The sequence below is a fragment of the Paenirhizobium cremeum genome, assembly GCF_047553425.1.
GTDB lineage: Bacteria > Pseudomonadota > Alphaproteobacteria > Rhizobiales > Rhizobiaceae > Allorhizobium > Allorhizobium cremeum.
In genome coordinates, this window is the sequence record NZ_CP180220.1 from 58,668 (window position 1) to 83,310 (window position 24,643).

The following is a 24,643-nucleotide window of genomic DNA, read 5'->3' on the forward strand; positions in this document are numbered from 1 at the left end:
TACGCAATCAGTAGAGCCGTTCATCGTGACCCCGGCACTTGAATGGCCGGCGCCATAATCGGGGTGTGTGTATCCAGCATTTAGGGCCGCGGGCCCGGAACAGATCAAACGATGCGGCAGCGCTCCGTTCGGCATTCATGCAGCAGTCTTTGGTTCATGTCATGCTGTCAATCACAGCCATGACGGCCGCAGCGCCAGCCCCGACGTCGCAGGGCTTGCCCGACATCCGTGCAATTGCGCTGCCAAGGGCTGTTACGGCGATCAAGGCGTAGATGGGCCTCGCCGTTGGTCCCATGTGTCCGATACGCACCAGCCTGTTGAAGGTTGCGCCACGTCCTGCGGAGATCACAACGCCATAGACTTCCCGCATGGTCTGGCGAAGGGCGGTTTCGTCGATCCCTTCCGGCAGACGGATGGCCGTTGTGGTCGGCGAGGCGAAGTCTTCGGATGCGGCCCAAAGCTCGAGGCCCATCGCCTTTATCCCTGCGCGGCAGGCTCTTGCTGTCAGGGCATGACGAGCCCACACCGTCCCGGGACCTTCCGCGAGATAAAGATCGAGGGCTGCTTCGAGAGCATTGATCTCGGCAACGGATGGCGTGAAAGGGAAAGGCTTTTCCCTTTTCCAGGCGTCTTCCCAATCGAGTATGCTGAGGATCGAACCGCGTGGCGCGTTTGGATTGCGCTTCATCTTGGCCCAGCCTTTATCGCTGACAGCTAGCAGCGATAGCCCAGGCGGGCAGCCGAGGCATTTATTCGGCCCGGCGACGAATATGTCGGCCTTGACGTCTTCGGGCATGATCTCCATGCCCCCAAAGGAAGAAACGGCGTCGATCACGAAGATCGCTTTGCCACTGGCGACGATCTCGCCGATCTCTTTGACCGGATTGATGGTGCCGGAAGGTGTATCGTGATGGCAGACCGTGACCACAGCGATCTCGGGACGAGCAGCCAGCATTGCTGCGACCGATGCCGGGTCGATGACCTCGTTGAAGGGAACGCGGATCTCGAGATATTCCCTGGCATGAGGCTCCAGCCAGGAGCGGTAACCGTCGCCATAGACGCCGGAGGCGAGGTTGAGGACGACATCCTCCTTGGACAAGGCTGAAGCCCCCACTGCTTCCAGGGCAAGGACCGGCTCTCCCTGCAGAATGACCGGAACATTGGCCGAAGCGAATGCAGCCTGAGCCTTGAGGTTGACGCGTTCGTAAGTTTGCAGAAAAGCGGGATCCTGATCGTAGAGCACGGGTTTTCCGAGCGCTTGGAGGACTTCGGGATAGCAGTTCACAGGGCCGGTGGTGAGAGTGAAGACGGGATCCGGAATTCTTGTGGTCATTGCACGCGGCCTCGTACGGTTTCGACGCGGGGAACATCCGGCACATTACCAAAGATAGTTTGTCTTCAGGGAGGCGGGTTTCAAGAAAGGACCAGTCGCCGCGATAAACTGCGAACACGCGGAGACAGGTTCGCTGGTGTGTTTCAAAACCCCGGAAATCTAAGGAAAACCGGAAATCCCGCTTTGCTACGATGGCAAGTTATGTCAGCTTGTATAGACATAATGAGGGGCGATTATGGTGGAAAACGTCTGGCATGCGAGATGAGCGGCATTTTTCGCCGACCGGGGACAATGGCGGCGCCGGGATTGCCAGTCTCGCGATGTATTCCGGCCCGGCTCAGATCGCGGCAGCGAATGAGGCGCTTTGGCATTTCCTGCGTGACGGACTGCGGCAGGAAGGGATAAGTCCGGTCCCCGGCGGATTGGATGACCAACTGGCTTATGACCGGGCATGGCTTCATCCTGCTCTCGTATTTGCCCAGACCTGCGGATATCCCTATCTCTACCGCTTGCGCAACCATGTACGTCTCGTAGCTACGCCGTGTTACGCCTATCCTGGCTGCGACGGCCCTAACTCCTGCAGTTTCATTGTGGTCCGCGTCGATAGCGCCGCATGTTCTTTGGACGAATTTTACGGTGCGACCGCGGCGATCAATGGTCGTGACAGCAATTCCGGAATGAACCTGTTTCGGCGGGCTGTTGCGCCCTTTGCCCGGAATGGTCGTTTCTTCTCGGCAGTGGTTGAAACGGGCAGCCATATCGCGAGCGTCGACGCTGTTACCGCCGGGGTCGCCGATGTGGCCGCCATCGATTGTGTCACCTATGGCAACTTTCTTCGTTTCGATCCGGATCGTCTGGCAAATGTCCGTATTCTCGCCGCTACGCCGTCAGGTCCTGGTCTGCCGTTCATAGCGCGGAAAACCATGCCCGACGGTGACGTTGAGGTTCTTCGACATGTCCTGCGAGCGGCGCTTGCAGATCCTATGATGGGGGAGGTTCGGGACACTCTTTCGCTTTGCGATGTCGTGGAACTTTCCGACGTCGATTACGACCAGCTCCTTGTGCTCGAAAGGGAGGCCCTCGCGATGGGATATCCGACGCTTGCCTGAGGAGTGTCTTTGCTCGATTGTCTATATTTAACATGGAATATATGTAAAAAAACTCTCCATGCGGCACGTTTTCTGGAGCCCGTTCATGTCGGCCAATAGAAGATCACCCATTCAATCCCTCCCGCAGGTTCGTCGTATCGAGTGGCAAACGGTCGTGCTGGCGATCGTCATCTATGGCGGGTTCCTCGCCGTGACATGGTGGTGGGAAGCCTTGCCGATCCTTGTGGTTGCCGTCATCGGTGCTTGGCTGATCGCCTGGCACGGATCGTTGCAGCATGAGGTGATCCACGGGCATCCGACGCGCAATCAATGGATAAACGATGCGATCGGCTGGCCGCCTATTTCGCTTTGGCTTCCCTATGCGATCTACAAGGAAAGTCATCTCATCCATCATCGCGACGAGCACTTGACGGATCCTATCGAAGATCCGGAGTCCTACTATTTCACATGGGTCGCATGGAACGCGATGGGTTCGATTGGCCAGACGCTTTCGCGCTGGAACACGACGCTTCTCGGTCGTCTGACCATCGGTCCCGCCGTCATGCTGTTCGTCTTCTTAGGGCGGGAAGCGCTGACGATCCTGCGTGGTGACCGACGGCGCGCAATGATATGGGTTCGCCACGGTCTTGGCGTGGGGGTGTTGCTTTTTTGGGTGCTCCACATCTGTAGCATGCCCTTCTGGCTCTATTTTCTGGGTTTTGTCTATGCCGGTGCGGCCTTGAGCCGGCTGCGTTCCTATGCCGAGCATCGTTATGCCGACAGCTATGAGGAGCGTACCGCGATCGTGGAGAACAGCCCGCTGTTTGGATTGTTGTTCCTCCATAACAACCTGCATGTTCTGCATCATGAACGCCCCGGTGTTCCCTGGTATCAGATTCCGGCTCTCTATCGCCGTGAGCGGGATGCTCTGGTCGCGCTCAATGGCGGGCTGCTTTATGATGGTTATCTCGACGTCGCTCGCCGTTATCTATTGAAACCACATCATGATCCGCGGCATCCGCAACATTCCTGAAACTGCGCAACGCCTGCTTCATCCCGAGGGCCGCCGACCGGGATGCCTGTCGTGCCCAAGCAGGCGAAAGGAAGATAGCCATGAGTAACCCGGTCATTCTCGATGGTTCCCTGACATGGCCGGAGATCGCGGCCGTCGCCGGTGGCGCAAAATTGCAGCTGTCCGATGACGCCTGGTGCCGGATCGAGCGCGCACGCGAAATCACCGAAGCACTGGTTGCAAACGGCATTCGTGGCTACGGCATCAACACCGGTGTTGGCGCCCTGTGCGATGTCGTCATTGATGAAAGCCAGCAGAAGGCTCTGTCGCGCAATATCCTGCTCAGCCATGCATGCGGCGTTGGGGAACCGCTCGGTCGCGCCGAAACTCGCGCCGTCATGGCGGCGCAGATTGCCAATTTCGCCCATGGTTACTCCGGAGTTCGCCGAGAGACGGTTGAAGGTCTGCTGGCCTTGTTGAATGCGGACCTCCTGCCGGTCATTCCGTCGAGAGGTTCGGTCGGCTACCTCACCCATGCCGCTGCAATCGGCACAGTGTTAATTGGCGAGGGGAAGGTTCGGCATGCCGGGACGACCATGTCCGGCAAGGACGCTCTCCATCGGGTGGGATTGCAGTCCCTTGTACCGCTCGCCAAGGAAGGACTTAGCCTGGTCAACGGTACACCGTGTGCGACTGGGCTCGCATCTCTGGCGCTCGCCCGTATGGCGGGGCTGCTGGAATGGGCGGATGCGGCCGCGGCGCTGACGTATGAGAGCCTTGGCGCGCAGGTCGATCCATTCGCCGCAATGCCTCTCGCCCTTCGCAAATCATCCGGTCTGCAGACGGTTGGCACAAATCTGCGGCGCTGGCTGGAAGGTAGCGAACGGTTGAAGCAATCGGCCGGCAGCCGCACCCAGGATCCCTTGAGCCTGCGCGCGGTGCCGCAGATACACGGTGCCGTGCGTGATGCCTTCACGCAGGTTGCCGAAGTCGTGGACCGCGAGCTCTCCAGTGTCACGGACAATCCGGTGGTCGCCGGAACGGCGTCGGCTCCGGAGGTCCATTCTCAGGCCCATGCCGTGGGAGCCGCGCTCGGCCTCGCCATGGACTCGCTGGCTGTTGCGGCGGCCGAGCTTGCGGCCATTTCCGAGCGACGGATAGATCGGTTGGTAAATCCCCTCGTCAGTGGCCTTCCGGCCTTTCTCGCTGCCGAAAACGGCGTTTGCTCCGGTTTCATGATCGTCCAGTACACAGCGGCCGCGCTTGTGGCGGAGAACCGACGGCTTGCTGCGCCTGCGAGCCTCGATGGTGGCATCACCTCTGCTCTTCAGGAGGATATCCTCACCCATGCAACGCCGGCGGCCGACAAGGCCCTCTCCATCATCGACAATCTCGCCACCGTGCTTGCGATAGAGCTTCTTGCCGCGGCGCAGGCCTTCGACATGCAGCCGCAAACGCTCCCGGCTGCCGCGGCGACGAGCGTTCTTCAGGACCGGATACGCTCCCGTGCTCCTTATTACAGGGACGATCGCCCCTTGAATGCTCTTGTGCTCGACGTGAAAGAACTGGTCAGCGCCAGCCTGCCCAGGATCGATCTCGGTTGAGCATGGGGTCCGGCGATCCGGCTGCATCGCGGATCTGCCAGTCAGTATACATGTCATTCCCTATTCCTGCCGGGCCGGCGGGGATGACGCGACCCTATACTGGAGATCTTCGCGAACGGGCGATGGCGCGTTTGAACGCCCGATAAACAAGGCGATTGATCGCAGCATCAAGCCGCTCTTTGGCAGGCTCGTGCACCCGACCAGGAGGGAAGAATTACACTTGCTCAATTTCCATAGGGGTGATTGACGTGCATTCCAAAAAATGGAATAAATAGTTTGCGAGATGGCAAATACGGTTTCTTTATTCCGTTTTTATCATCGAACATTTGAGGATATGCGACCGGTCGGGGAGGCCGGTTTCCGGCATGAACGAGTGGCGCCGGACACACTGGGAGGAGAAGATCATGATGAAGAAGCTCGTACTGGGCGCGGCCGTTTCCGTGCTCCTGAGCACTGTTGCGCATGCGGAAACCGTCGGTGTTTCCATGGCGTTGTTCGACGATAACTTCCTGACCGTCCTGCGCAACGGCATGCAGGATTATGCCAAGGGCATGGACGGCGTTTCGCTGCAGGTCGAGGACGCACAGAACGACGTTGCAAAGCAGCAGAGCCAGATCCAGAATTTCATTGCTGCAGGCGTCGATGCCATTATCGTCAATCCGGTCGATACCGATGCCACGGTTGCAATGTCGAAACTCGCAGCAGACGCCGGCATTCCGCTGGTCTACGTCAATCGCGAGCCGGTCAACGTCAACGAACTGCCGGATAAGCAGTCCTTCGTCGCATCGGAAGAGATCGTTGCCGGCACCCTTGAAGCCAAGGAAGTTTGCCGTCTTCTCGGAGGCAAGGGCAAGGCCGTTGTGATGATGGGCGAACTCTCCAACCAGGGCGCTCGCATGCGCACCCAGGCCGTTCGCGAAGTCGTTGCGACCGATGAGTGCAAGGGCATCGAGATCGTCGAGGAGCAGACCGCCAACTGGCAACGCACCCAGGGGGCCGACCTCGTGACCAACTGGCTGTCGAGCGGTCTCGAATTCAATGCTGTCATCGCCAACAACGACGAAATGGCGATCGGCGCGATCCAGGCGCTGAAGGCTGCTGGCAAGGACATGAAGGATTATGTCGTGGCCGGTGTCGATGCGACCCAGGACGCACTGGCTGCCATGGAAGCCGGCGATCTTGACGTCACCGTGTTCCAGAACGCTGCGGGTCAGGGCAAGGGGGCTCTCGATGCGGCCCTGAAGCTTGCCAAGGGTGAAGCCGTCGACAAGAAGGTCTACATTCCCTTCGAGCTCGTGACGCCGGCAAACCTCAAGGATTACCAGGCCAAGAACTGATCTTTCCTTCAGGAAAGACCGAAAGGAATGCGGGCTTTGGCCCGCATTCCACCCCGCATGATGAGCGAGGAGACATCGATATGGTCAGCCCGACGACGATGGCTGCTGTCCGCAAGAGCGGCGCAATCCCGAATGCCGAATTTCTCCTGGTAGCAGAAGGTATCCGCAAGGAATTTCCAGGTGTTGTGGCGCTCGATGACGTCAGCTTCCAGCTAAAACGTGGCAGCGTGCACGCCCTGATGGGGGAGAACGGCGCCGGCAAATCCACGCTGATGAAGATCCTTGCCGGCATCTATCAGCCCGATCAGGGCAGCGTGCGGATGAAGGGTGTCGAAATCCGGCTTCAATCGCCTCTAGACGCGCTCGAAAACGGCATCGCCATGATCCATCAGGAACTCAACCTGATGTCCTATATGACGGTTGCGGAAAACATCTGGATACGCCGCGAGCCGCTGAACCGTCTCGGTCTCGTCGATCACAAGGAGATGAACCGAAAGACGGCCGCTCTCTTCAATCGTCTGAATATCGCGATTCACCCTGAAACAAAGGTCGGTGATCTCTCAGTCGCGAACCGGCAGATGGTCGAAATCGCCAAGGCGGTTTCCTATGAGTCCGACGTCCTCATCATGGATGAGCCAACCTCGGCGCTGACGGAGCGCGAGGTGGAGCATCTGTTTCGGATCATTCGCGATCTGCGCGGCCAGGGTATCGGCATCGTCTACATCACCCACAAGATGAACGAGCTGTTCGAGATCGCCGACGAGTTCTCGGTTTTCCGCGACGGCAAGTACATCGGCACCCATGCGTCGAGCGATGTTACCCGCGATGACATCATCCGCATGATGGTTGGCCGCGAGATCACCCAGATGTTTCCCAAGGAGGATGTTCCGCTGGGGGATGTCGTTCTTTCCGTGAAGAACCTGACGCTCGATGGTGTCTTCCACGATGTCTCCTTCGATGTACGGGCCGGTGAGATTCTCGGCGTGGCGGGTCTCGTCGGCTCCGGGCGTTCGAACGTGGCGGAAACCCTGTTCGGTGTCACGCCGGCGTCATCAGGTTCCATCGAGATCGATGGCAAGCCGGTTGCGATCGACAGCCCGACCGAGGCGATCCGCAATCGCATGGCTTTCCTCACGGAGGACCGAAAGGATACCGGTTGTCTGCTGATCCTCTCGGTACTGGAAAACATGCAGCTTGCCGTGCTGCAGGATCGTTATGTCGACAAAGGCTTTGTCGAACAGAAGAGCCTCAACACGGCATGTGAGGACATGTGCCGCAAGCTGCGTGTCAAGACGCCGAGCCTCAACGAACGCATCGAGAATCTTTCCGGCGGTAACCAGCAGAAAGTGCTGATCGGCCGCTGGATGCTGACCAATCCGAGGATACTCATTCTCGACGAACCAACCCGCGGCATCGATGTCGGCGCCAAGGCGGAAATTCATCGGCTGGTCACCGAAATGACCAGGAACGGCGTCGCCGTCATCATGATTTCGTCCGAAATGCCGGAAGTTCTCGGCATGAGCGATCGCGTCATGGTCATGCATGAAGGCCGCGTCACCGGCTTCCTCGACCGTTCGGAAGCCACACAGATCAAGGTCATGGACCTGGCGTCGCGCTGACGCCGTCCCGATGACCTAAGGGAGGAGATGATGAACCATCCAACTGCCACCAAGGCCGATGTCGATCTGAAGACAGGCCGGCCCAACAGCCATCGCATTCCGCCGGAAGCCAATATCCTGCTGGTGCTCATCGGCATTGCCCTGATATTCGAACTGCTCGGCTGGCTGTTCGTCGGCCAGAGCTTTTTGATGAACCCGCAGCGCCTGACGATCATGATCCTGCAGGTCGCGGTGATCGGCATCATCTCCGTCGGTGTGACACAGGTCATCATCACCGGCGGCATCGATCTGTCTTCGGGCTCCGTCGTTGGCATGACGGCGATGATCTCGGCAAGTTTCGCCCAGTCCTCGACTTGGTCGCGCGCACTCTATCCGGGTCTCACGGACATGCCGTTCTTCGTTCCGATCGCCATCGGCATTCTGATCGGTCTGCTCGCGGGCTATATCAACGGCCAGTTGATCGCCAGAACCAAGATCCCGCCTTTCATTGCCACATTGGGCATGATGGTGACGGCGCGCGGTATCTCCAAGTGGTACACTAAGGGTCAGCCCGTTTCCGGCCTGACCGAGCAGTTCACCTTCATCGGTACCGGCATCTGGCCCGTGGTGGTGTTCCTCCTCGTCGCTGTGATCTTCCACATCGCATTGCGTTACACCCGCTACGGCAAGTTCACCTATGCGATTGGCGCCAATGTGCAGGCGGCTCGGGTTTCCGGTATCAATGTCGAAAAGCACTTGGTCAAGGTCTATGCCATCGCCGGCATGCTGGCCGGCCTTGCAGGCATCGTCACCGCAGCCCGCGCACAGACCGCACAGGCCGGCATGGGCGTGATGTACGAACTCGATGCGATCGCCGCAGCCGTCATCGGCGGTACATCGCTTTCGGGAGGTGCGGGCCGCATTACCGGCACAGTCATTGGCACGATCATTCTTGGTGTCATGACTTCGGGCTTCACCTTCCTGCGCGTCGATGCCTACTACCAGGAAATCATCAAGGGCATGATTATCGTGGCCGCCGTGGTTGCAGACGTCTACCGCCAGAAGAAGCGCGCGAAACGCTGATCTCCTCCTCAACCTCCGGGCCGGCTATGCCGGCCCTTTTTCCATTCGGAGTAGGAATTTCCATGGCCGATATCTCTTTCGCGCTGAACCATATGTCAGCGCCGCAACTGCTGCTGCCGGCCTTCTTCGACCTCGCGCGAAAGCTCGGAACAAGGGCAATCGAGATCCGTAACGATCTTGAAGGCAACGCCATCCTCGACGGAACGCCGGCAGTCGATATCCGGAAGCTGGCGGAAGATCGGGGGCTCACGATCCTCTCGATCAACGCGCTGCAGCGGTTCAACGAATGGACACCGGAACGCGAGGAGGAAGCGAAGGCGCTCGCGGACTGCGCTCGCGATTGCGGTGCGCGCGCCCTTGTTCTCGTACCTGTCAATGATGGCAGCGGTCGTGCCGATGGCGAACGGCAGGCGAATTTGCGCAAGGCCCTGAAAGGCCTGAAGCCCATTCTCGCAGATGCCGGGATCGGCGGGCTAGTCGAGCCGCTGGGCTTTCCGATCTGTTCGCTCCGCTCCAAAAGGGAAGCCGTCGAAGCCATCAACGAACTCGGCTTTGGCGCAAGCTTTCGGCTTGTGCATGATACCTTCCACCACTATCTGGCCGGCGAACCCGAATTCTACCCGGCACAGACCGGCCTCGTGCATATTTCCGGCGTCACCGCCAAGGCCGTTGGCGTCGATGACATGCTCGACGCCCATCGCGTGTTGGTCGATAGCGAAGATCGGCTCGGCAATATCGGCCAGATTCGGACACTGCGCGAGCAAGGCTATTCCGGATTCTTCTCGTTTGAGCCTTTTGCCTCTTCGGTGCACGAATTGTCGGACCCGGCCGAGGCTGTGGCGCGGTCGATCGAGTTCATCAGAGCTGGAATTTAGATGATATTAGGTATCGTGCGGCGGCCACTGCTGGGCGCCGTGCAATACGCGCAGAATTGAGATGGTCGTCCTGTTCTCGGTGTAGACAACGATATAGTTGGCGTGAACAATCATTTCCCGCGTTCCGGAGACCCTCCCCGTCCGATGGAGTTGGGGATACTCCGCCAGTATCGACACCTTGGAAAGGATTTCGTCTTTGAGTCGTTGAGCGGCGCCGGGATTGTGATCCGCAATAAAGCCGATGATGGCAAGAAGGTCCTCGCGGGCCGTCTGGCGCCATTCAATCCTGAGCACGGCGTTTCCTGTCGATCAATGCCTGAACTTCATCCATAACGACATCGTGCGAGGCCGGTGGTCGGTCATCAGCCAAGGCTTCGCGTACCTTTTCACGAAACCAGGCATCATGTGCCGCGGGATCGACAGTGAGGCCGGCTGGAAGCCCGCCTTCCCGCGTTATGCGGGTCAGAAGAATTCTCACGGCGTCGGAGACTGTGAGGCCCACGATAGCCAGGGTCTCGGAGGCTTCGCTCTTCAGCTTCTCGTCGACACGTATATGAAGCATCGAGGTCTTGGACATAGTTCGCTCCTGAGTATTCAAGAACGAATTATGTATCTCAAATGAGTGACGAGCAAGGGGTGATCCCGCGTTTTGTCTCCTCGACCGTCACGCTTCGCCGGTACTGATCCAGCGTTTTTCGGTAAAGGCCCGAGCCATGGCGTGCACGGAACGCTCGATCTTCAGCCCTTCCTCGAAATCGATGACATACGCTTCTTCACCGCCGATTGCGGCGATCAGTTCGCCGCATTCGATGATCTTCAAATCGTTGAAGCCGAGGCCGTGGCCGGGGGCGGGAATGAACCGGTCGTAGGGCTTGTGGTGCGGGGCGGCGAGGATCGTGCGGAAACCCTGCTCCTCCGGTCGGCCGAAGGCCTGGTAGAGCTGGAACTCGTTCATTCGCTCCTGATCGTAGAGGATGGAGCCTTTCGAGCCGAAGATCTGCACGGCAATGCGGCCCTTGCGCCCCCAGGCGGAGCGGTTTGCCATAAGCACGGCGGAAATTCCGCCTTCCAGCTTCATCAATACACTTGCGATGTCGTGGTTCTCGACCTCGCGGTCGCCGCCATCCTTCAGCGGCCGGGTCGGATAGGGTTTCACCATGTCGGTGACCACGCTTTCCACATGGCCGAAAAGCTTGAAGAGCAGGGAGAGCGGATGAACGGCGAAGTCGTCGAGCGCACCATAGCCGGAGGTGATCTCACTCTTCCAGTAGAATGGCGTTTCGGGATCGGCCATGAAGTCCTCGTCCATCTCGACACGGACGTGGTTGACGCTTCCGATCGCGCCTTCGTCGATCAGACGGCGGATGTGGCGGATCATCGGGTTCTGGATGTAGTTGTAACCCATCACGGCGGCGCGGCCGGATTTCTTCGCCACATCGCGCATGCGTATTGCGTCCTGCAGGGCCGGCGCCATGGGCTTCTCGCACCAGACATGCTTGCCGGCCTCAAGAGCCGCGATTGCCATTTCGGGGTGGAAAGCATTGGGTGTTGTCACCGAGATGACGTCGATTTCCGGATCGGAAAGCAGGTCTTGCCAGTTGCCGGTTGACTGGGCGAACCCGAGTTCCGCTGCTTTCCTCGACGCCAGATCCGCATTCACTTCGGCGACCGTCACGAGGCGGGGCCGGGCCACGTCGCCGAAGACGCTGGCGACGCTGTTCCATGCCAGCGCATGGCATTTGCCCATATAACCCGTGCCGATCAGGCCGATACCGAGACCGCTCATGTTCTCCTCCCGGGAGCTTCGTTGAAAGGATGGTGTTGGGGCGGCGCGTCAGGGTTTGTCGCGCCGGAAGATCCAGTCGTGGTCCGGATGGTTCTTGAAGCGCCACTTGCGCAGGGGGCCAGCCATGACGTTGAGGTAATACATCTCGTAGCCGTAGGGCGTGCCACAGGGGTGATGACCCTTTGGCACGAGCACGACATCGCCATCGGAGACGGCCATCGTCTCGTCCAGCGATCCGTCCTCGGTGAAGACCCGCTGGAAGCCGAAACCTTGCGCCGGGTTCAGCCGGTGGTAATAGGTCTCCTCGAGATAGGTCATGTCAGGATAATTGTCCTGGTCATGCCGGTGCGGCGGGTAGGATGACCAGTTGCCCTGGGGAGTGAAGACCTCGGTCACCAGCAATGCCTCGGCGACGTCGCGGTCCTCCATGGCGATGGCATGGACGTAACGCGTATTGGCGCCCTTGCCGCGTTCGCTGAGCGAAATGCCTGCAGGGCCGATCACCTGCGCCTCGCGACCCGCTGTTGCGGGAGCAGTGCAGACGGCGAGCGTGCAGTCCGTCGTGGCGACCGCCGACCACTCATTCTCTGCAGGAACGTAGACACAGTGCGGCGGAGTGCGTTCGAAGACGCTCATACGGTCTCCGAGCTCCCCGAAAGCCTTGCCGCTGCCGGTGATTTCCGCCTTGCCTTCGACAAGCACGAGAATGACTTCCGTATCGCCGGTCTGTTCGGCGGCCCTTTCGCCGGCCTTCAGTCGATAAAGGCCGAAGCCGACATAGCCCCAGCCGGCGCTGGCCGGGGTGATGTCATGAACCTTGCCGGACGTTCCCGACGGCTTGCGCAAGAGCGAACTCATCTATCATCTCCCTGCCGATCCATGTTTTCCGGGATCGAGCGTGTCGTAGGGTTCATAAGGGGCGCGGTCGCTCTGTCAGGCTGCCGCTGCCTTGTCCAGCCCAGCCTCCCGAGCCATGGCTTTCAGCGATTTCAGGCCGAGGCTCTGGTACTGGAAGGGATTGCGGACATCCGGATCCTGTTCGGCCTCGATGACCAGCCAGCCCTGATAGCCGTGTGCTGCCGCAACGCCGAGGACTGACGGGAAATCGACGCCGCCCTCGGTATCGCCCGGTACGGTAAAGACGCCACGACGCACGCCTTCAAGGAAGGATAGGTTCTCCTCACGCACCTGTCTGGCGATGACCGGGCGGACGTTCTTTGCGTGGATATGGCCGACCCTGTTCATATACTTGCGGGCTACCCGTTCCGGATCGCCGCCGCCGAACAGGCAATGGCCGGTATCGAGCAGCAGCTTGGCATGCGGTCCGGTATTTTTCATCAGTTGGTCGATCTCGTCCTCGCTCTCGACGATGGTCCCCATGTGATGATGATAGACGAGAGCAATTCCCTGGGCTGCGGCATATTCGGCGAGTGCTTCGACGCCAGCACCGAACTTCGCCCAGTCCCCTTCGGCAAGCTTCGGGCGCGCGTTGACTGCGACGGCGTCGTTACCGTGAATGGCGTTTGAGGTTTCGCAGACGATGATGACCTTGGAGCCCATGGCTTTCAGAAGATCGAGCGCCGGCTGCATGGCCATCTTTTCGTCCTCGATCGAATGGGTGAGCAGGTTCAGCGAATGCCAGCCGGATACGTAGCGCAAGCCGCGGGGTTCAAGAACGGCCTTGAGTCCGGCCGGATTTTCCGGGAACTTGTGGCCCTTCTCGATACCATCGAAACCGATCTTCGCTGTTTCGTCGAGGCACTGGTCAAGGCTGATATGAGCGCCGAGCGTGCGGTCGTCGTCATTGGACCAGGCAATCGGGTTTGTGCCGTAGAGGATCATGGTCAGTATCTTTCCTTGAGTGCGGCCTCGTAACGGGCGCGGGCTTGGTTGACTTCGGCGCGGGGCGAAACTTCGGGAACCGCGACGTCCCAGAAATGACCGCCGGCCTCTGGCGTGGGATAAGGGTCGGTGTCGATCACGATCACCGTCGTCACGGTCGATTCACGGGCGGCCGCGAGAGCCGATTCCAGTTCCGCGATGCTGGCGACCTTGCTGGCGACCGCGCCCATCGATGCCGCATGGGCGGCAAAATCGATTGCGATCGGATTGACGTTGGTATGGGCGTAGAGATTGTTGAACTCGGCTCCCCCGGTGCCCATCTGTAGCCGGTTGATGCATCCGTAACCGCGATTGTCGGTAATCACGAGGGTGATCTTCACACCCATGGCGACCGCGGTCGCAAGCTCTGAATTCATCATCATGTAGGAGCCGTCGCCGACCATGACGATGACGTCGCGGTCGGGTTCCGCCATTTTGATGCCGAGCCCGCCCGCGACCTCGTAGCCCATGCAGGAAAAGCCGTATTCCATGTGATAGGAGAGCGGCAGTTTCGCCTTCCAGAGTTGGTGCAGTTCGCCCGGCATGGTGCCGGCAGCGCACATGACGACGGTGTTGTCACGTGAGGACCGCTGAACGGCGCCGATCACCTGCATGTCGGTCGGCAGGCTGTTGCTGTCCTTGGGCGCGTTCGTCACCGCATCCGCCTTGGCGAACCAGCCGATCTTGATCGCCGGATCGGGTGCCTGGAACGTCTTGTCACCGAGGGCGGCTGAGAGCTGTTCAAGTCCAATTCTCGCATCTGCAGTCAGCGGGATCGCGTCGTGCTTGGCGCTGTCATAGGCCTGAACGTTGAGCGCGAGGATCTTGCGCGCCGGGTTCTTGAACAAAGCCCAGGAACCGGTGGTGAAATCCTGGAAGCGCGTACCGACACCGAATACGAGATCGGCTTTTTCGGAAACGATATTCGCGCATTCCGTTCCCGTGACGCCGACCGCGCCGAAGTTCAGCGGGTGATCCCATGCCATGACGGATTTGCCGGCCTGCGTTTCGACGACGGGAATCCTGTGCTTTTCTGCAAAAGCTCTGAGCGTTTCGGTGGCGCCCGAGAAATGTACACCCCCGCCGGCGACGATGACCGGGTTCTTTGCGGCCTTCAATACCGCAACCGCAGCTTCGAATTCACCCCTGTCCGGCTCGGGACGACGCATGCGCCAGACCCGCCTTTCGAAGAAGCTTTCCGGATAGTCATAGGCTTCTGCCTGAACGTCCTGGCAGAAGGCGAGGGTCACAGGGCCGCAATCGGCGGGGTCCGTCATCGTACGCATGGCGCGGGGCAGGGCCGTCAGAAGATGCTCGGGCCGCATGATCCGGTCGAAATAGCGGCTGACAGGACGGAAGCAGTCGTTGACCGAAACCGTGCCGTCACCGAAATCCTCGATCTGCTGCAAAACCGGGTCGGGGCCGCGATTGGCAAAGACATCGCCGGGAATGAAGAGCACCGGCAGGCGGTTTACATGGGCAAGGGCGGCCGCTGTCACCATGTTGAGCGCGCCGGGGCCGATCGACGAGGTGACCGCCATCGCGTGGCGGCGGCGAAGTTGTTTCGTATAGGCGATTGCGGCATGAGCCATGGATTGCTCGTTCTGTCCGCGCAGTGTCGGCAGTTCATCGCGAATTCCGTAGAGAGCTTCGCCGATCCCGGCGACGTTGCCGTGGCCGAAGATGGCCCAGACGCCGGCGATGTAGGGTTCGCCGTGCTCGTTCATCTGGTTCGCCAGATAGCGCACCATTGCCTGGGCGGCTGTCAGTCTGATCGTTTTCACGCCGCTTCTCCTCCCGGTCGGTTCGATCCCGATGTTACGGATGAACCGCCTTATCTTCCCTGTGCTGCTGCAATCGCGGATAAAATGCCGCTCCGGTCGGCCGCCGTCAGCGAACCGGAGGCACGTGCCTTGTCCCAGATGCGGCAAAGATTGCGAAAGCGCTGGGTCATTTCCTCCACCGCTTCGCTGTCATTGATAGTCCCCGCGAGCCATTTGCGCGCGGCTTCCCCGAAGATGGTGCGGCCTACGGCAAAACCTTTCACCAGATCGAAACGGGCCGCCAGGCGGAAGCTTTCGGCAAGCTCTGCCTCCGGAGCGTCGAGACCGAGCACGACGATACCGCGTGTATAGGGATCGTGGCGGGCCACGGCGTCGCAGGCATTTTTCCACGATGCATGGGATCGCATCGGTTCAAGCTTCCACCAGTCCGGGTAGACGCCGATCTCGTAGAAACGATCGATGATGCGGGCGACCGTCAGGTCGTCCGTCGGGGCGACCTTGGAGGGAATGACCTCCAACAGCATCTCAAGACGGTTGCGGCGTGCGGCGTGGAACAGACGAATGACAGTCGCCTCCTGCTCCCTGCGCATCTCCGGCGGGTCATCCGGATGGTAGAAACAGAGAACCTTGACCACGTTTTCCAGGGGCCACTCGCAAAGCCCCCCATAGTCGGGACCTATTTCCTGTTCCAGTGTCAACGGTCGCGAACCGGGCCATTCGACCGGGCGGCCGATCCAGAGACCGGAACCGCTGGCCGCATGGAGCGCGTCTCGGCCTAATCGCCCGTCGCAAAGGATGCCGTAGCCGGTCTCCTTGCCGGCGACGTCGAGCGCGGCTTTGAGGCAAAGCTTCTTGAAAGCACCGATCTTTCCGAGATCGGCTCCGGCCTCGGTTGCCATCGCCTCAAGCTGCATGCGGTGGTCAAAAGCGAAGACACGCATGGTCGACCGGTCGATTTTGCGGTTGGTCGACCAGTGCACCTGCTCCAGGGCCTCGTCCTTGCGCAAGGCCTTGTCGCGAATACCGGTGCGGAAGAAATACTGCAATTCCTCCCAGCTCGGATAGGCCGGCGTGCAGCCATGGCGCGATACGGCAAAGGCGCCGCAGGCATTGGCGAATTTAAGCGACGTTGGCCAGTCCTCGCCAGTCAGCCAGCCCTTGAGCAGACCGGACATGAAGCCATCACCGGCTCCCAGCACGTTGAAGACCTCGATCGGGAAACCCTCGCCTGTCTGTCCATGGTCCAGACTGTCTGGAATTTTGCCGTCGAAGACGACCGCACCGAGCGGTCCGCGTTTGCATACGAGGGCTGCCTGCGAGATGCGGCGGACCGCCTTCAGCGCCTCGACCGTATCCGTGGAACCGCCGGCGATATGGAATTCTTCTTCCGTTCCGACAATGAGATCGAACAGGTGCAGCGTTGATTGCAGCTTGGCCGTCACCTTGTCGGAGCCGATATAGCGGCTTTCCCCGGCGCCATGACCGGCGAGACCCCACAAGTTCGGGCGGTAGTCGATATCGAGCGCGGTTCTGGCGCCGCTTTCGCGGGCGAGTTTCAGCGCTTTCAGCATTGCGGCTTCCGTCCGTGGATGGGAAAGATGCGTTCCCGTCGCGCAGATGCATGCGGCTTCGGCGATGAAGGCCGGATCGATGTCTTCTTCCGACAGGGCCATGTCAGCGCAGTTTTCCCGGTAGAAGATCAGCGGGAATTGGTGCTCGTCGCGGATGCCCAAAAGCACGAGCGCAGTCAGTCGCTCAGGGTCGGTCTTCACGCCGCGTACGTCGACGCCTTCGCGCTCCAGCTGTTCGCGGATGAAGCGGCCCATATGTTCGTCGCCGACGCGGGTAATCAGCGCCGACTTCAGTCCCAGGCGGGCGGTGCCGGCTGCGATGTTTGTCGGGGAACCGCCGATATACTTGTTGAAGGAGGCCATGTCTTCGAGCCTGCCTCCGACCTGGACGCCGTAGAGGTCGACAGACGATCGGCCGATCGTAATGAGATCGAGTGTTTTCACGAGCCTCCTCCCTGGCTTAGCCCTTCCGCACTATGCGGTGGGCTTCTTATTCGTATCGCGTTTGCCGGCCCGCGAAGCCCTCTTCAGGCCTTACGGCGCAGCCGGCATTCTCGGACGGTCGCACTCCCAAGCGCCGTCTATTCTCAATTTGGATTTTAAATTCTATTTTTTGCAATTTCAACAAAAATATTCAGTCTCGCTGTGTTCCGACCGCGACGGCCAGGGTGATCGCCACGCAGAGGGTGGCCGACAGAGAGCGAAAGGCGCCGAAATCCACTTCCGTAACAGAGATCAGTCTGGCGCCCGACTTGCGGAGCGAACTGACGGCCGTATCGGTGAGAGCGACAACCGGGATGTCACGACTCCTCGCCGCGGTCACGAGGTCGATCGTTTCCGCGGAATAGGGAGAAAAGGTGATGGCGAGGACGGCGTCTCCCGGTCTGATGGCGCTCTGGTTGTCGAGTTTGCCGACAGCACTGTGGAGCATGGCCGGTACCTTCATCTTCTCGAAGGCATAGGCGAGATAGCTTGCGACCGGGAAGGAACGGCGAAGGCCGATAATATGAATGATGTCGGCCTTGGCAAGAATGGAGACGGCTTCGTCAAGTTCGTGCGGATCGACAGTTTTCAGCAGGCTTTCCAACGAGGCGCGACCTGCTTCGACGAACTCGGCCAAGAGGCCGCCGCCGCTTTCTTTCCCCTTTTCGCGCAGATGGTCGAGACGGGTCGCATAGTCCGGCCATCCCCCAACATAGGAATCGCGAAACAGTCGCTGCATCTCGGAGAAGCCGGAAAAACCCATGATCTGACAGAAGCGCATGAAGGCCGAGGGCTGAACGCCGGCCCCCTCCGCCATTTCCGCAACGGTGGAAACCGCTATGCGATCCTGGTTGGCGGCAACGTAGTCGGCGCATTGCCGAAGCCTTTTCGGCAGGCTGCCAGAAACTTCCAGCAGGCGCTCCTCGAAGGCTTTCACCGTGGTGGGCACTGCGCTTTCATTCATGCGTTTTCCTTTCCCGCTTGACAGCCATCTGTCGGCACTCTAGCAAAATAGAATATATATTCCAAACGTGTTTTGTGCCGATATGGTTGCTCTTCCGGATAGGAGAAGAAGGGCGGGCCCGGTGCACAGCAGCAACACCCAAAGGAGGAGATATCATGGTGACGAAGCTTGCGCTTCTGGGAGCAGGACGCATCGGCAAGGTTCATGCACAGGCAATCGCCAGCGACAGCCGGGCCAAACTGGTAGCGGTGGTAGATGCCGTCGCCGAAGCAGCGCAGGCCATTGCCGATCAGGCCGGCTGCAAGGTCAGCACGATCGATGCGGTTCTCGCCGATCCCGAGGTGGATGCCGTTGTCATCTGCACGCCGACCAACACCCATGCCGATCTTATCGAGCGTTTCGCCAAGGCCGGCAAGGCTATTTTCTGCGAGAAGCCGATCGATCTGGACGTAGCCCGCGCGAAAGCCTGCGTTGAGGTCGTTCGCCAGACCGGCGCACGCGTCATGCTCGGATTCAATCGTCGCTTCGACCCGCACTTCCGTGCAGTGCGCAAGGCGATCGATGACGGCGCGATCGGCAAGGTCGAAATGGTGACGATCACCAGCCGCGATCCCGGCCCGCCGCCGGCGTCCTACATCAAGGTTTCGGGCGGCATTTTCCGCGACATGACCATTCATGATTTCGACATGGCCCGTTTCCTCCTCAGCGAGGAAATCGTCAGCGTCACCGCATTCGGCTCTGTGCTGGTCGATCCGGAAATCGGCAAGCTTGGCGACTACGACAGTGCCAGCATCATCCTCACGACGGCAAGCGGTCGTCAGGCAATGATTTCCAATTCGCGCCGGGCGTCTTATGGCTACGATCAGCGTATCGAGGTTCATGGGTCGCTTGGTGCTGTCTCCGCCGAAAACCAGCGGCCGGTCTCGATCGAGATCGCGACCGGAAACGGCTATACCCGCCCGCCATTGCACGACTTCTTCATGACGCGCTATACGGCTGCCTATGCGGCGGAAATCTCCGCCTTCATCGATTCGATCGTGGAGGGAACCCCGCCATCGCCTTCGGCGGAAGACGGGCTGATTGCCCTTCAGCTTGCCGACGCGGCGCTTAGATCCGCCTCGGAGCGTGTGACGGTCTCACTCGCCTGAAGGCCAAGACCCGCAGCGGGGCGATTTTGAACGAAGGGCAGGGCCGTTGATCGAACATACGCCACTTATCCTTGCGATCGCTGTCGCCTCGGCCTTTCTGGTCGGCTTATCCAAGGGCGGATTGCCGTCAGTCGGCACGCTGGCGGTGCCGCTCCTCGCCCTCGTGATTTCGCCGGTGACGGCAGCAGCGTTGCTGCTGCCGATCTTCGTCGCCAGCGACATGGTTGGCCTCTATCTGTACCGCCGCGACTATTCCGCGAGGAATCTTGCCATCCTGACCCCCGCCGCCATCGCAGGCGTTACCATCGGCTGGTATTTCAGCGCTTCGCTTTCGAGCGTCTTCATCGGCATGCTGGTGGGGGCCGTCGGTGTGCTTTTCTGCCTGAATGCATGGTTCGGCGAGCGTTATCGCGCCGCGCGCGTGCGCTCAGCGGATGTTCCGGGCGGAATCTTCTGGGGCGTACTGACGGGGCTTACGAGCTTCGTTTCCCATTCCGGCGCGCCGCCGTTCCAGATGTATGTGCTGCCGCAACGTCTGCAAAAGATGACCTTTGCCGGCACCTCGACGATCCTCTTTGCCATCATCAATGCGGTAAAGCTCGTTCCCTACTGGCAACTCAATCAGTTCGCGCATTTCGACGTGCCGCTCGTTCTCGGCCTCGCCGCACCCGCGATCATCGGCACCATCGCCGGTCGACAGCTCACCCGGATGATTCCGGATGGGCTGTTCTTCAGATTGGTCCAGATAACCCTGCTGCTTCTCTCTCTGAAGCTCATATGGGATTACGTCGCATCGCTGATCTGACCACCCAGCGTCAGAGAGTACGGAATTGTCATCGGCCGTTGCGGGCGGATGTGACCACCTCGACGAAGCCTTCAAGGTAGGCCTTAAGCTGTTCCTCGATCTTGGCGTCCGCGAGATTGCCATCCCCATCAAAGACACCCGAGGCGCGCGACACCAGCAGACGGCCTTCCGACCAGAATTCCACCCCTAGCGTTCGCAGGATCGGCAGCCAGGCATTCTGAGAAAGGATCGTGCCGAAGCCGCCCGGCGAAGCTCCCATCAGCGCGACGGGTTTGCCGCCGAAGACCCGTTTGATGTCATTCGAAGGGCGCGTAAGCCAGTCGAGAGCGTTCTTGAAGACACCGGGAATGGAATTGTTGTATTCCGGCGTCACGAGGATCAGGCCGTCGGCTGTCGCAATTGCGTCTTTAAGGGTCTGCACCGGTTCCGGAATGCCTTGTTCAGCCTCGAGATCGCCGTCATAGAGCGGAATTCCATGAATGGAGCCGATGGAAAGTTTCGACCCTGCCGGCGTGAGCTTTGCGGCTGCACGCAGTAAAGCGGTGTTGTAGGATCCTCGTCTCAGGCTGCCAGAGATACCGATCAGCTTCGCCATATCCTCATTCCTCTTGGTTCGGGCTTCATGGTTCCGGATTGCCAACGCGACATTCCGGAGAAGGACAAGAAGGGCAGCACGGCCCGACGTCAAGCTGTTATCTGCTGGCGGTAGGATAGGCGGGAAGATGTCCGATGCTGGAGGGTGAAAACAATCAGGCGGCTTCAGCCGCCTGATATCCGTATTCTTTTCCGTGTGTTGATGGGCTCAGCCTGCGGCCCGCGCCAGCTTGAGCCGTGCTTCGCGGCGCTCTGCCTGCACATCCGGATCGGGGTCGAGACCTGCGGCCAGCAACGCCTGAGTATAGGGCATTTTCGGAGCCTCGAAGATCTGACGCACCGTGCCGAGTTCCACCACCTTACCCTTTTGCATGACCATCACGTGATCGGCGAAATCGCGGACCACCGGCAGGTCGTGAGCGATGAAGATGAAGGCGATGCCCATCTCCTTTCGCAGCTTGTCGAGAAGGTCGATCACCTGCGCCTGAACCGAGACGTCGAGGGCGGAAACGGCCTCGTCACAGACGATCAGTTGCGGCTCGAGCGCCAACGCCCGGGCAATGGCGATACGCTGGCGCTGCCCGCCGGAAAACTGATGCGGGTAACGCACCGCATGCTCAGGCCTCAGGCCAACCTGCACCAGCAGTTCGGCGACGCGGCTGCGCCACTGTTTTCTCGGCAGGATTTCGGGATGAATGACCCAGGCTTCAGAAATCAAATCGTATACCGTCATGCGCGGATTGAGCGACTGGGTCGGGTCCTGGAAGACCATCTGCAACTCGCGGCGAAGCTTGAAAAGTTCGGCCGGCAAAAGGGTGAAGAGATCCCGGCCTTTCCAGAAGGCCTTTCCACCGCTCGGCTCGTCCAGACGCAGCAGGATGCGGGCGAGCGTCGACTTGCCGGAACCGCTTTCGCCGACGACGGCCAGCGTTTCGCCTGGCATGAGATCGAAGGAAACTCCGTCCAGCGCGTGGAAGGCGCTGTAGTATTTCTGCAGGTCCCTGACCTTCAGCACAGGTTCGCGAGTTTCCAGTGGCGGATGCATCTCGCCGCGCCCGGGGGCAGCGCCGATCAGCTTGCGCGTATAGGGATGCTGCGGGTTCTTGTAGACCTCGCGCGTGCTGCCGGTTTCCACGATTTCGCCGGCATTCATCACCACGACGCGGTCGGCGATTTCGGCGACGACACCGAGGTCGTGGGTGATGATGAGCACACCCATGCCGGTTTCCTGCTGCAACTCGTCGAGCAGGCGCAGCACTTCGGCCTGCACGGTTACGTCGAGCGCCGTCGTCGGTTCGTCGGCGATAATCACGTCAGGCTTCATGGCAAGCGCCATGGCGATCATCAGGCGCTGGCGCTGGCCACCGGAAAACTGGTGCGGATATTTCTTCAGCGCGTTTTCAAGCTCGGGAATACCCACGCGGGTCACGAGCCTCAGCGCTTCGGCATGGGCCGCCACCCGGTCGACGCCGTGGGTGGTGAGCGCCTCGACGATCTGCCAGCCGACCGGATAGACCGGGTTCAGATGGCTGAGCGGATCCTGGAAGATCATGGCGATCTTCCGGCCGTTGATGTCCCGGCGCTGGGAGGCGGAGAGCTTGAGGAGATCCTTGCCGTCGAACCGGATCTCGCCGCTGGTGATGCGACCCGGCGGCATATCGATTAGGTCGAGGATCGCCGAGGCGGAGACCGACTTGCCCGATCCCGATTCACCGAGGATTGCAAGCGTTTCGCCGCGGTCGAGATACCAGGAGATGTCCTTGACCGCCTTGACCACGCCGGCTGCGGTGTGGAACTCGACCGAGAGATTCCTGACTTCGAGAAGATGCTCAGCCATTCTTGTGACCTCTCATTTCCAGGCGCCAGCGCTGGACGGGATCGAGCGCGATACGCAGCCAATTCGAAAGAAGGTTCAGGGAAAGTGTCGTGAGAATGATGGCAAGACCTGGCCAGAAGGAGAGCCACCATGCATTCGTCAGATACTGCCTGCCTTGCGCGATCATCAGCCCCCAAGTGATTTCAGGCGGCTGGATACCGATGCCCAGAAAGGAGAGCGAACTTTCCGCCAGCATGACATAGGCGAAGTCTAGGGTCGCGATGGTGGTCAACGTCGGCAGGACGACCGGCAGGATGTGGCGGAAGATGATCCGTTTTTGCGAGGCGCCCATCACCCGTGCGGCAGAAACGAACATGCGTTCGCGGATTTCCAGCACCTCGGCCCGTGTTGTGCGCAGATAGACGGGGATGCGTGTAATCGAAAGGATGAGGATAAGATTGGTGACGGACGGACCGAACACATAGAGCACGATGACGGCGATCAACAGCGAAGGGAAGGACATGATGACGTCGGCGACCCGCATGATGACCTGGCTCACCTTGTCGCCGGCATAACCCGCGATCAGGCCGAGCATCGAGCCGGCAATGGCGGAAACCACCACGGCGCCGGCTGCGACCATCATGGTGTTCTGTGTGGCGACGATGATGCGGGCCATAAGCGGTCGGCCGAGTGCGTCGGCGCCGAGGAACCAGAGCCAGCCGAAATCGAGCTGGAACGGCGGCGCGTTGCGTCCGCGCAGGTTCTGCTTCTGCGCTGCAGCGTCGAGCCAGGCGGGGCCGATCAGGGCCATCACCAGAACGACAAGAAGAAAAATCGCGGCGGCTAGCGCGAACTTGTCCGCCCACAGCATGCGGGCGAAGCGGGTGATCGGTCCGGGCGTTTCGGGCATGGCCTCGTTGTGTGTCATGATGCCCTCAGTAGCGGATGCGGGGGTCGAGTACGGCATAGGCGATATCGATCAGAAGGTTCATGAGAAAGATTGCGAGTGCGGTCACGAGGATGGCGGCCAGCACCACGTTGAAGTCGCGCTGCAGGATCGAATCGATCATCAGCTTACCTACGCCGGGGAAGCCGAAAATCGTCTCGATCACGACCGCGCCGTTGAGCAGAGAGGCGGCCTGATCGCCGATGACGGTAATTACCGGCAGCATGGCGTTGCGAAGGGCATGCACGAAGATAATCGGGCGGGCGCGTACGCCTTTTGCGCGGGCCGTCTTCACATAGGCGGAAGAGAGCGCGGAGATCATCGAACCCCGCACCACCTGAACGATCAGGCCAAAGGGGCGGATGAAGAGAACGGCGATTGGCAGGATCCAGTGCAGGACAGTGCCCGTGCCGGATGTAGGCACCCAGCCAAGACTGATCGAGAAGACGACGATCGCGACAATGGCGATCCAGAAGTCGGGCGCGGAAGCACCGATCAGCGAGACGAGCGAGGCGATGCGATCGAAGAAACCGCCGGCGCGGAATGCGGCAAGCGAGCCAACGACGATGGCCGCGGCAGTCACTAGGACCATGGTGATGATGGCAAGCTGCAGCGTCCAGGTGAAGGCTTCGAGCACGACATCGATTGCCGGTCGGGCCTTGCGGATCGAGTCCCCGAAGTCGAGGTGGAAGAGGTCCCAGACATAGCGGCCGAACTGCACGAGCACGGGATCGTTCAGGCCGTGGAGTTCACGGAACTGCACCCGCATCGCCTCTGTTGCATCTTCCGGGAGGAAAAGAGCCGCCGGGTCACCGGTCAGGCGCGACAGGAAGAAGACCAGCACGACGAGGCCGACCAGCGATATCAGCGAGGCAAGCGCGCGTTTGCGGATAAAGGTTAGCATGGCAGTTCGCTTTCATTGCGAGGAGGTAAGG

22 protein-coding genes are annotated in these 24,643 nt (G+C 60.0%); 9 read left to right on the forward strand and 13 right to left on the reverse strand.

Annotated features, from left to right (window positions below; genetic code table 11):
• Positions 1–154: 154 nt before the first annotated feature.
• Positions 155–1,333, reverse strand: a complete 1,179-nt coding sequence (gene ppaT, locus ACLBKR_RS22925) for a pyridoxamine--pyruvate transaminase (protein ID WP_113337927.1) — start codon at positions 1,331–1,333, stop codon at positions 155–157.
• A 191-nt stretch (positions 1,334–1,524) separates the two neighbouring features.
• On the opposite strand from ppaT, the gene ACLBKR_RS22930 reads away from it, so the two are divergent.
• The 7 genes from ACLBKR_RS22930 (at position 1,525) to ACLBKR_RS22960 (ending at position 9,930) form a co-directional block, all read left to right on the forward strand.
• Positions 1,525–2,442, forward strand: a complete 918-nt coding sequence (locus tag ACLBKR_RS22930; protein WP_414902297.1) for a phosphate/phosphite/phosphonate ABC transporter substrate-binding protein — start codon at positions 1,525–1,527, stop codon at positions 2,440–2,442.
• A gap of 85 nt (positions 2,443–2,527) precedes the next feature.
• Positions 2,528–3,454: a fatty acid desaturase gene (locus ACLBKR_RS22935; RefSeq protein ID WP_113448124.1), complete on the forward strand. Its 927-nt coding sequence runs from the start codon at positions 2,528–2,530 to the stop codon at positions 3,452–3,454.
• Positions 3,455–3,534: 80 nt separating this feature from the next.
• Positions 3,535–5,037, forward strand: coding sequence for an HAL/PAL/TAL family ammonia-lyase (locus tag ACLBKR_RS22940; protein ID WP_113448125.1), 1,503 nt, complete (start codon positions 3,535–3,537; stop codon positions 5,035–5,037).
• Positions 5,038–5,444: 407 nt separating this feature from the next.
• Complete coding sequence (locus ACLBKR_RS22945) at positions 5,445–6,374, forward strand: sugar ABC transporter substrate-binding protein (RefSeq protein ID WP_113438195.1); 930 nt, start codon at positions 5,445–5,447, stop codon at positions 6,372–6,374.
• An 80-nt stretch (positions 6,375–6,454) separates the two neighbouring features.
• The gene (locus tag ACLBKR_RS22950; RefSeq protein WP_113448126.1) at positions 6,455–7,993 is read left to right on the forward strand and encodes a sugar ABC transporter ATP-binding protein; all 1,539 of its coding nucleotides are present in this window, start codon (positions 6,455–6,457) and stop codon (positions 7,991–7,993) included.
• 30 nt (positions 7,994–8,023) lie between these two features.
• On the forward strand, positions 8,024–9,055 hold the full coding sequence (locus ACLBKR_RS22955) for an ABC transporter permease (protein WP_113338007.1): 1,032 nt from the start codon (positions 8,024–8,026) through the stop codon (positions 9,053–9,055).
• Between the two features lie 62 nt (positions 9,056–9,117).
• Complete coding sequence (locus ACLBKR_RS22960) at positions 9,118–9,930, forward strand: TIM barrel protein (protein WP_113448127.1); 813 nt, start codon at positions 9,118–9,120, stop codon at positions 9,928–9,930.
• A 6-nt stretch (positions 9,931–9,936) separates the two neighbouring features.
• Here the strand turns inward: ACLBKR_RS22960 and ACLBKR_RS22965 are convergent, their stop codons facing one another.
• The 8 genes from ACLBKR_RS22965 to ACLBKR_RS23000 all read right to left on the reverse strand — a co-directional run bounded on the left by ACLBKR_RS22965 (position 9,937) and on the right by ACLBKR_RS23000 (position 18,399).
• Positions 9,937–10,224, reverse strand: a complete 288-nt coding sequence (locus ACLBKR_RS22965; RefSeq protein WP_113448128.1) for a type II toxin-antitoxin system RelE/ParE family toxin — start codon at positions 10,222–10,224, stop codon at positions 9,937–9,939.
• Complete coding sequence (locus ACLBKR_RS22970) at positions 10,211–10,507, reverse strand: type II toxin-antitoxin system RelB/DinJ family antitoxin (RefSeq protein ID WP_113443680.1); 297 nt, start codon at positions 10,505–10,507, stop codon at positions 10,211–10,213. Before ACLBKR_RS22970 ends, ACLBKR_RS22965 begins: the two co-directional genes overlap by 14 nt.
• Before the next feature lie 87 nt (positions 10,508–10,594).
• Positions 10,595–11,716 carry a Gfo/Idh/MocA family protein gene (locus ACLBKR_RS22975; RefSeq protein ID WP_113448129.1) on the reverse strand — a complete coding sequence of 374 codons (1,122 nt, stop codon included), beginning with the start codon at positions 11,714–11,716 and terminating at the stop codon, positions 10,595–10,597.
• Between the two features lie 48 nt (positions 11,717–11,764).
• On the reverse strand, positions 11,765–12,574 hold the full coding sequence (gene iolB / locus ACLBKR_RS22980; RefSeq protein ID WP_113448130.1) for a 5-deoxy-glucuronate isomerase: 810 nt from the start codon (positions 12,572–12,574) through the stop codon (positions 11,765–11,767).
• 75 nt (positions 12,575–12,649) lie between these two features.
• A complete protein-coding gene (gene iolE / locus ACLBKR_RS22985) occupies positions 12,650–13,558 on the reverse strand; it encodes a myo-inosose-2 dehydratase (protein WP_113448131.1) in 909 nt (302 codons plus the stop codon).
• 2 nt (positions 13,559–13,560) lie between these two features.
• Complete coding sequence (gene iolD / locus ACLBKR_RS22990) at positions 13,561–15,381, reverse strand: 3D-(3,5/4)-trihydroxycyclohexane-1,2-dione acylhydrolase (decyclizing) (protein ID WP_113448132.1); 1,821 nt, start codon at positions 15,379–15,381, stop codon at positions 13,561–13,563.
• Positions 15,382–15,431: 50 nt separating this feature from the next.
• A complete protein-coding gene (locus ACLBKR_RS22995; protein WP_113448133.1) occupies positions 15,432–17,396 on the reverse strand; it encodes a bifunctional 5-dehydro-2-deoxygluconokinase/5-dehydro-2-deoxyphosphogluconate aldolase in 1,965 nt (654 codons plus the stop codon).
• A gap of 190 nt (positions 17,397–17,586) precedes the next feature.
• The gene (locus ACLBKR_RS23000) at positions 17,587–18,399 is read right to left on the reverse strand and encodes a MurR/RpiR family transcriptional regulator (RefSeq protein ID WP_112827924.1); all 813 of its coding nucleotides are present in this window, start codon (positions 18,397–18,399) and stop codon (positions 17,587–17,589) included.
• 155 nt (positions 18,400–18,554) lie between these two features.
• On the opposite strand from ACLBKR_RS23000, the gene iolG reads away from it, so the two are divergent.
• A complete protein-coding gene (gene iolG / locus ACLBKR_RS23005; RefSeq protein WP_113448134.1) occupies positions 18,555–19,547 on the forward strand; it encodes an inositol 2-dehydrogenase in 993 nt (330 codons plus the stop codon).
• 46 nt (positions 19,548–19,593) lie between these two features.
• Positions 19,594–20,352 (forward strand): sulfite exporter TauE/SafE family protein, encoded by a 759-nt coding sequence (locus tag ACLBKR_RS23010; protein ID WP_113448135.1) that lies wholly within the window; start codon positions 19,594–19,596, stop codon positions 20,350–20,352.
• 28 nt (positions 20,353–20,380) lie between these two features.
• On the opposite strand, the gene ACLBKR_RS23015 is transcribed toward ACLBKR_RS23010, so the two are convergent.
• The 4 genes from ACLBKR_RS23015 to ACLBKR_RS23030 all read right to left on the reverse strand — a co-directional run bounded on the left by ACLBKR_RS23015 (position 20,381) and on the right by ACLBKR_RS23030 (position 24,612).
• Positions 20,381–20,947 carry an NADPH-dependent FMN reductase gene (locus ACLBKR_RS23015; RefSeq protein WP_113486013.1) on the reverse strand — a complete coding sequence of 189 codons (567 nt, stop codon included), beginning with the start codon at positions 20,945–20,947 and terminating at the stop codon, positions 20,381–20,383.
• A gap of 207 nt (positions 20,948–21,154) precedes the next feature.
• The gene (locus ACLBKR_RS23020; protein WP_113486011.1) at positions 21,155–22,783 is read right to left on the reverse strand and encodes an ABC transporter ATP-binding protein; all 1,629 of its coding nucleotides are present in this window, start codon (positions 22,781–22,783) and stop codon (positions 21,155–21,157) included.
• Positions 22,776–23,690 carry an ABC transporter permease gene (locus ACLBKR_RS23025; RefSeq protein WP_113486009.1) on the reverse strand — a complete coding sequence of 305 codons (915 nt, stop codon included), beginning with the start codon at positions 23,688–23,690 and terminating at the stop codon, positions 22,776–22,778. Before ACLBKR_RS23025 ends, ACLBKR_RS23020 begins: the two co-directional genes overlap by 8 nt.
• 7 nt (positions 23,691–23,697) lie before the next feature.
• Entirely contained in the window at positions 23,698–24,612 is a 915-nt protein-coding gene (locus ACLBKR_RS23030) for an ABC transporter permease (protein WP_113486007.1), read from the reverse strand.
• Positions 24,613–24,643 lie beyond the last annotated feature (31 nt).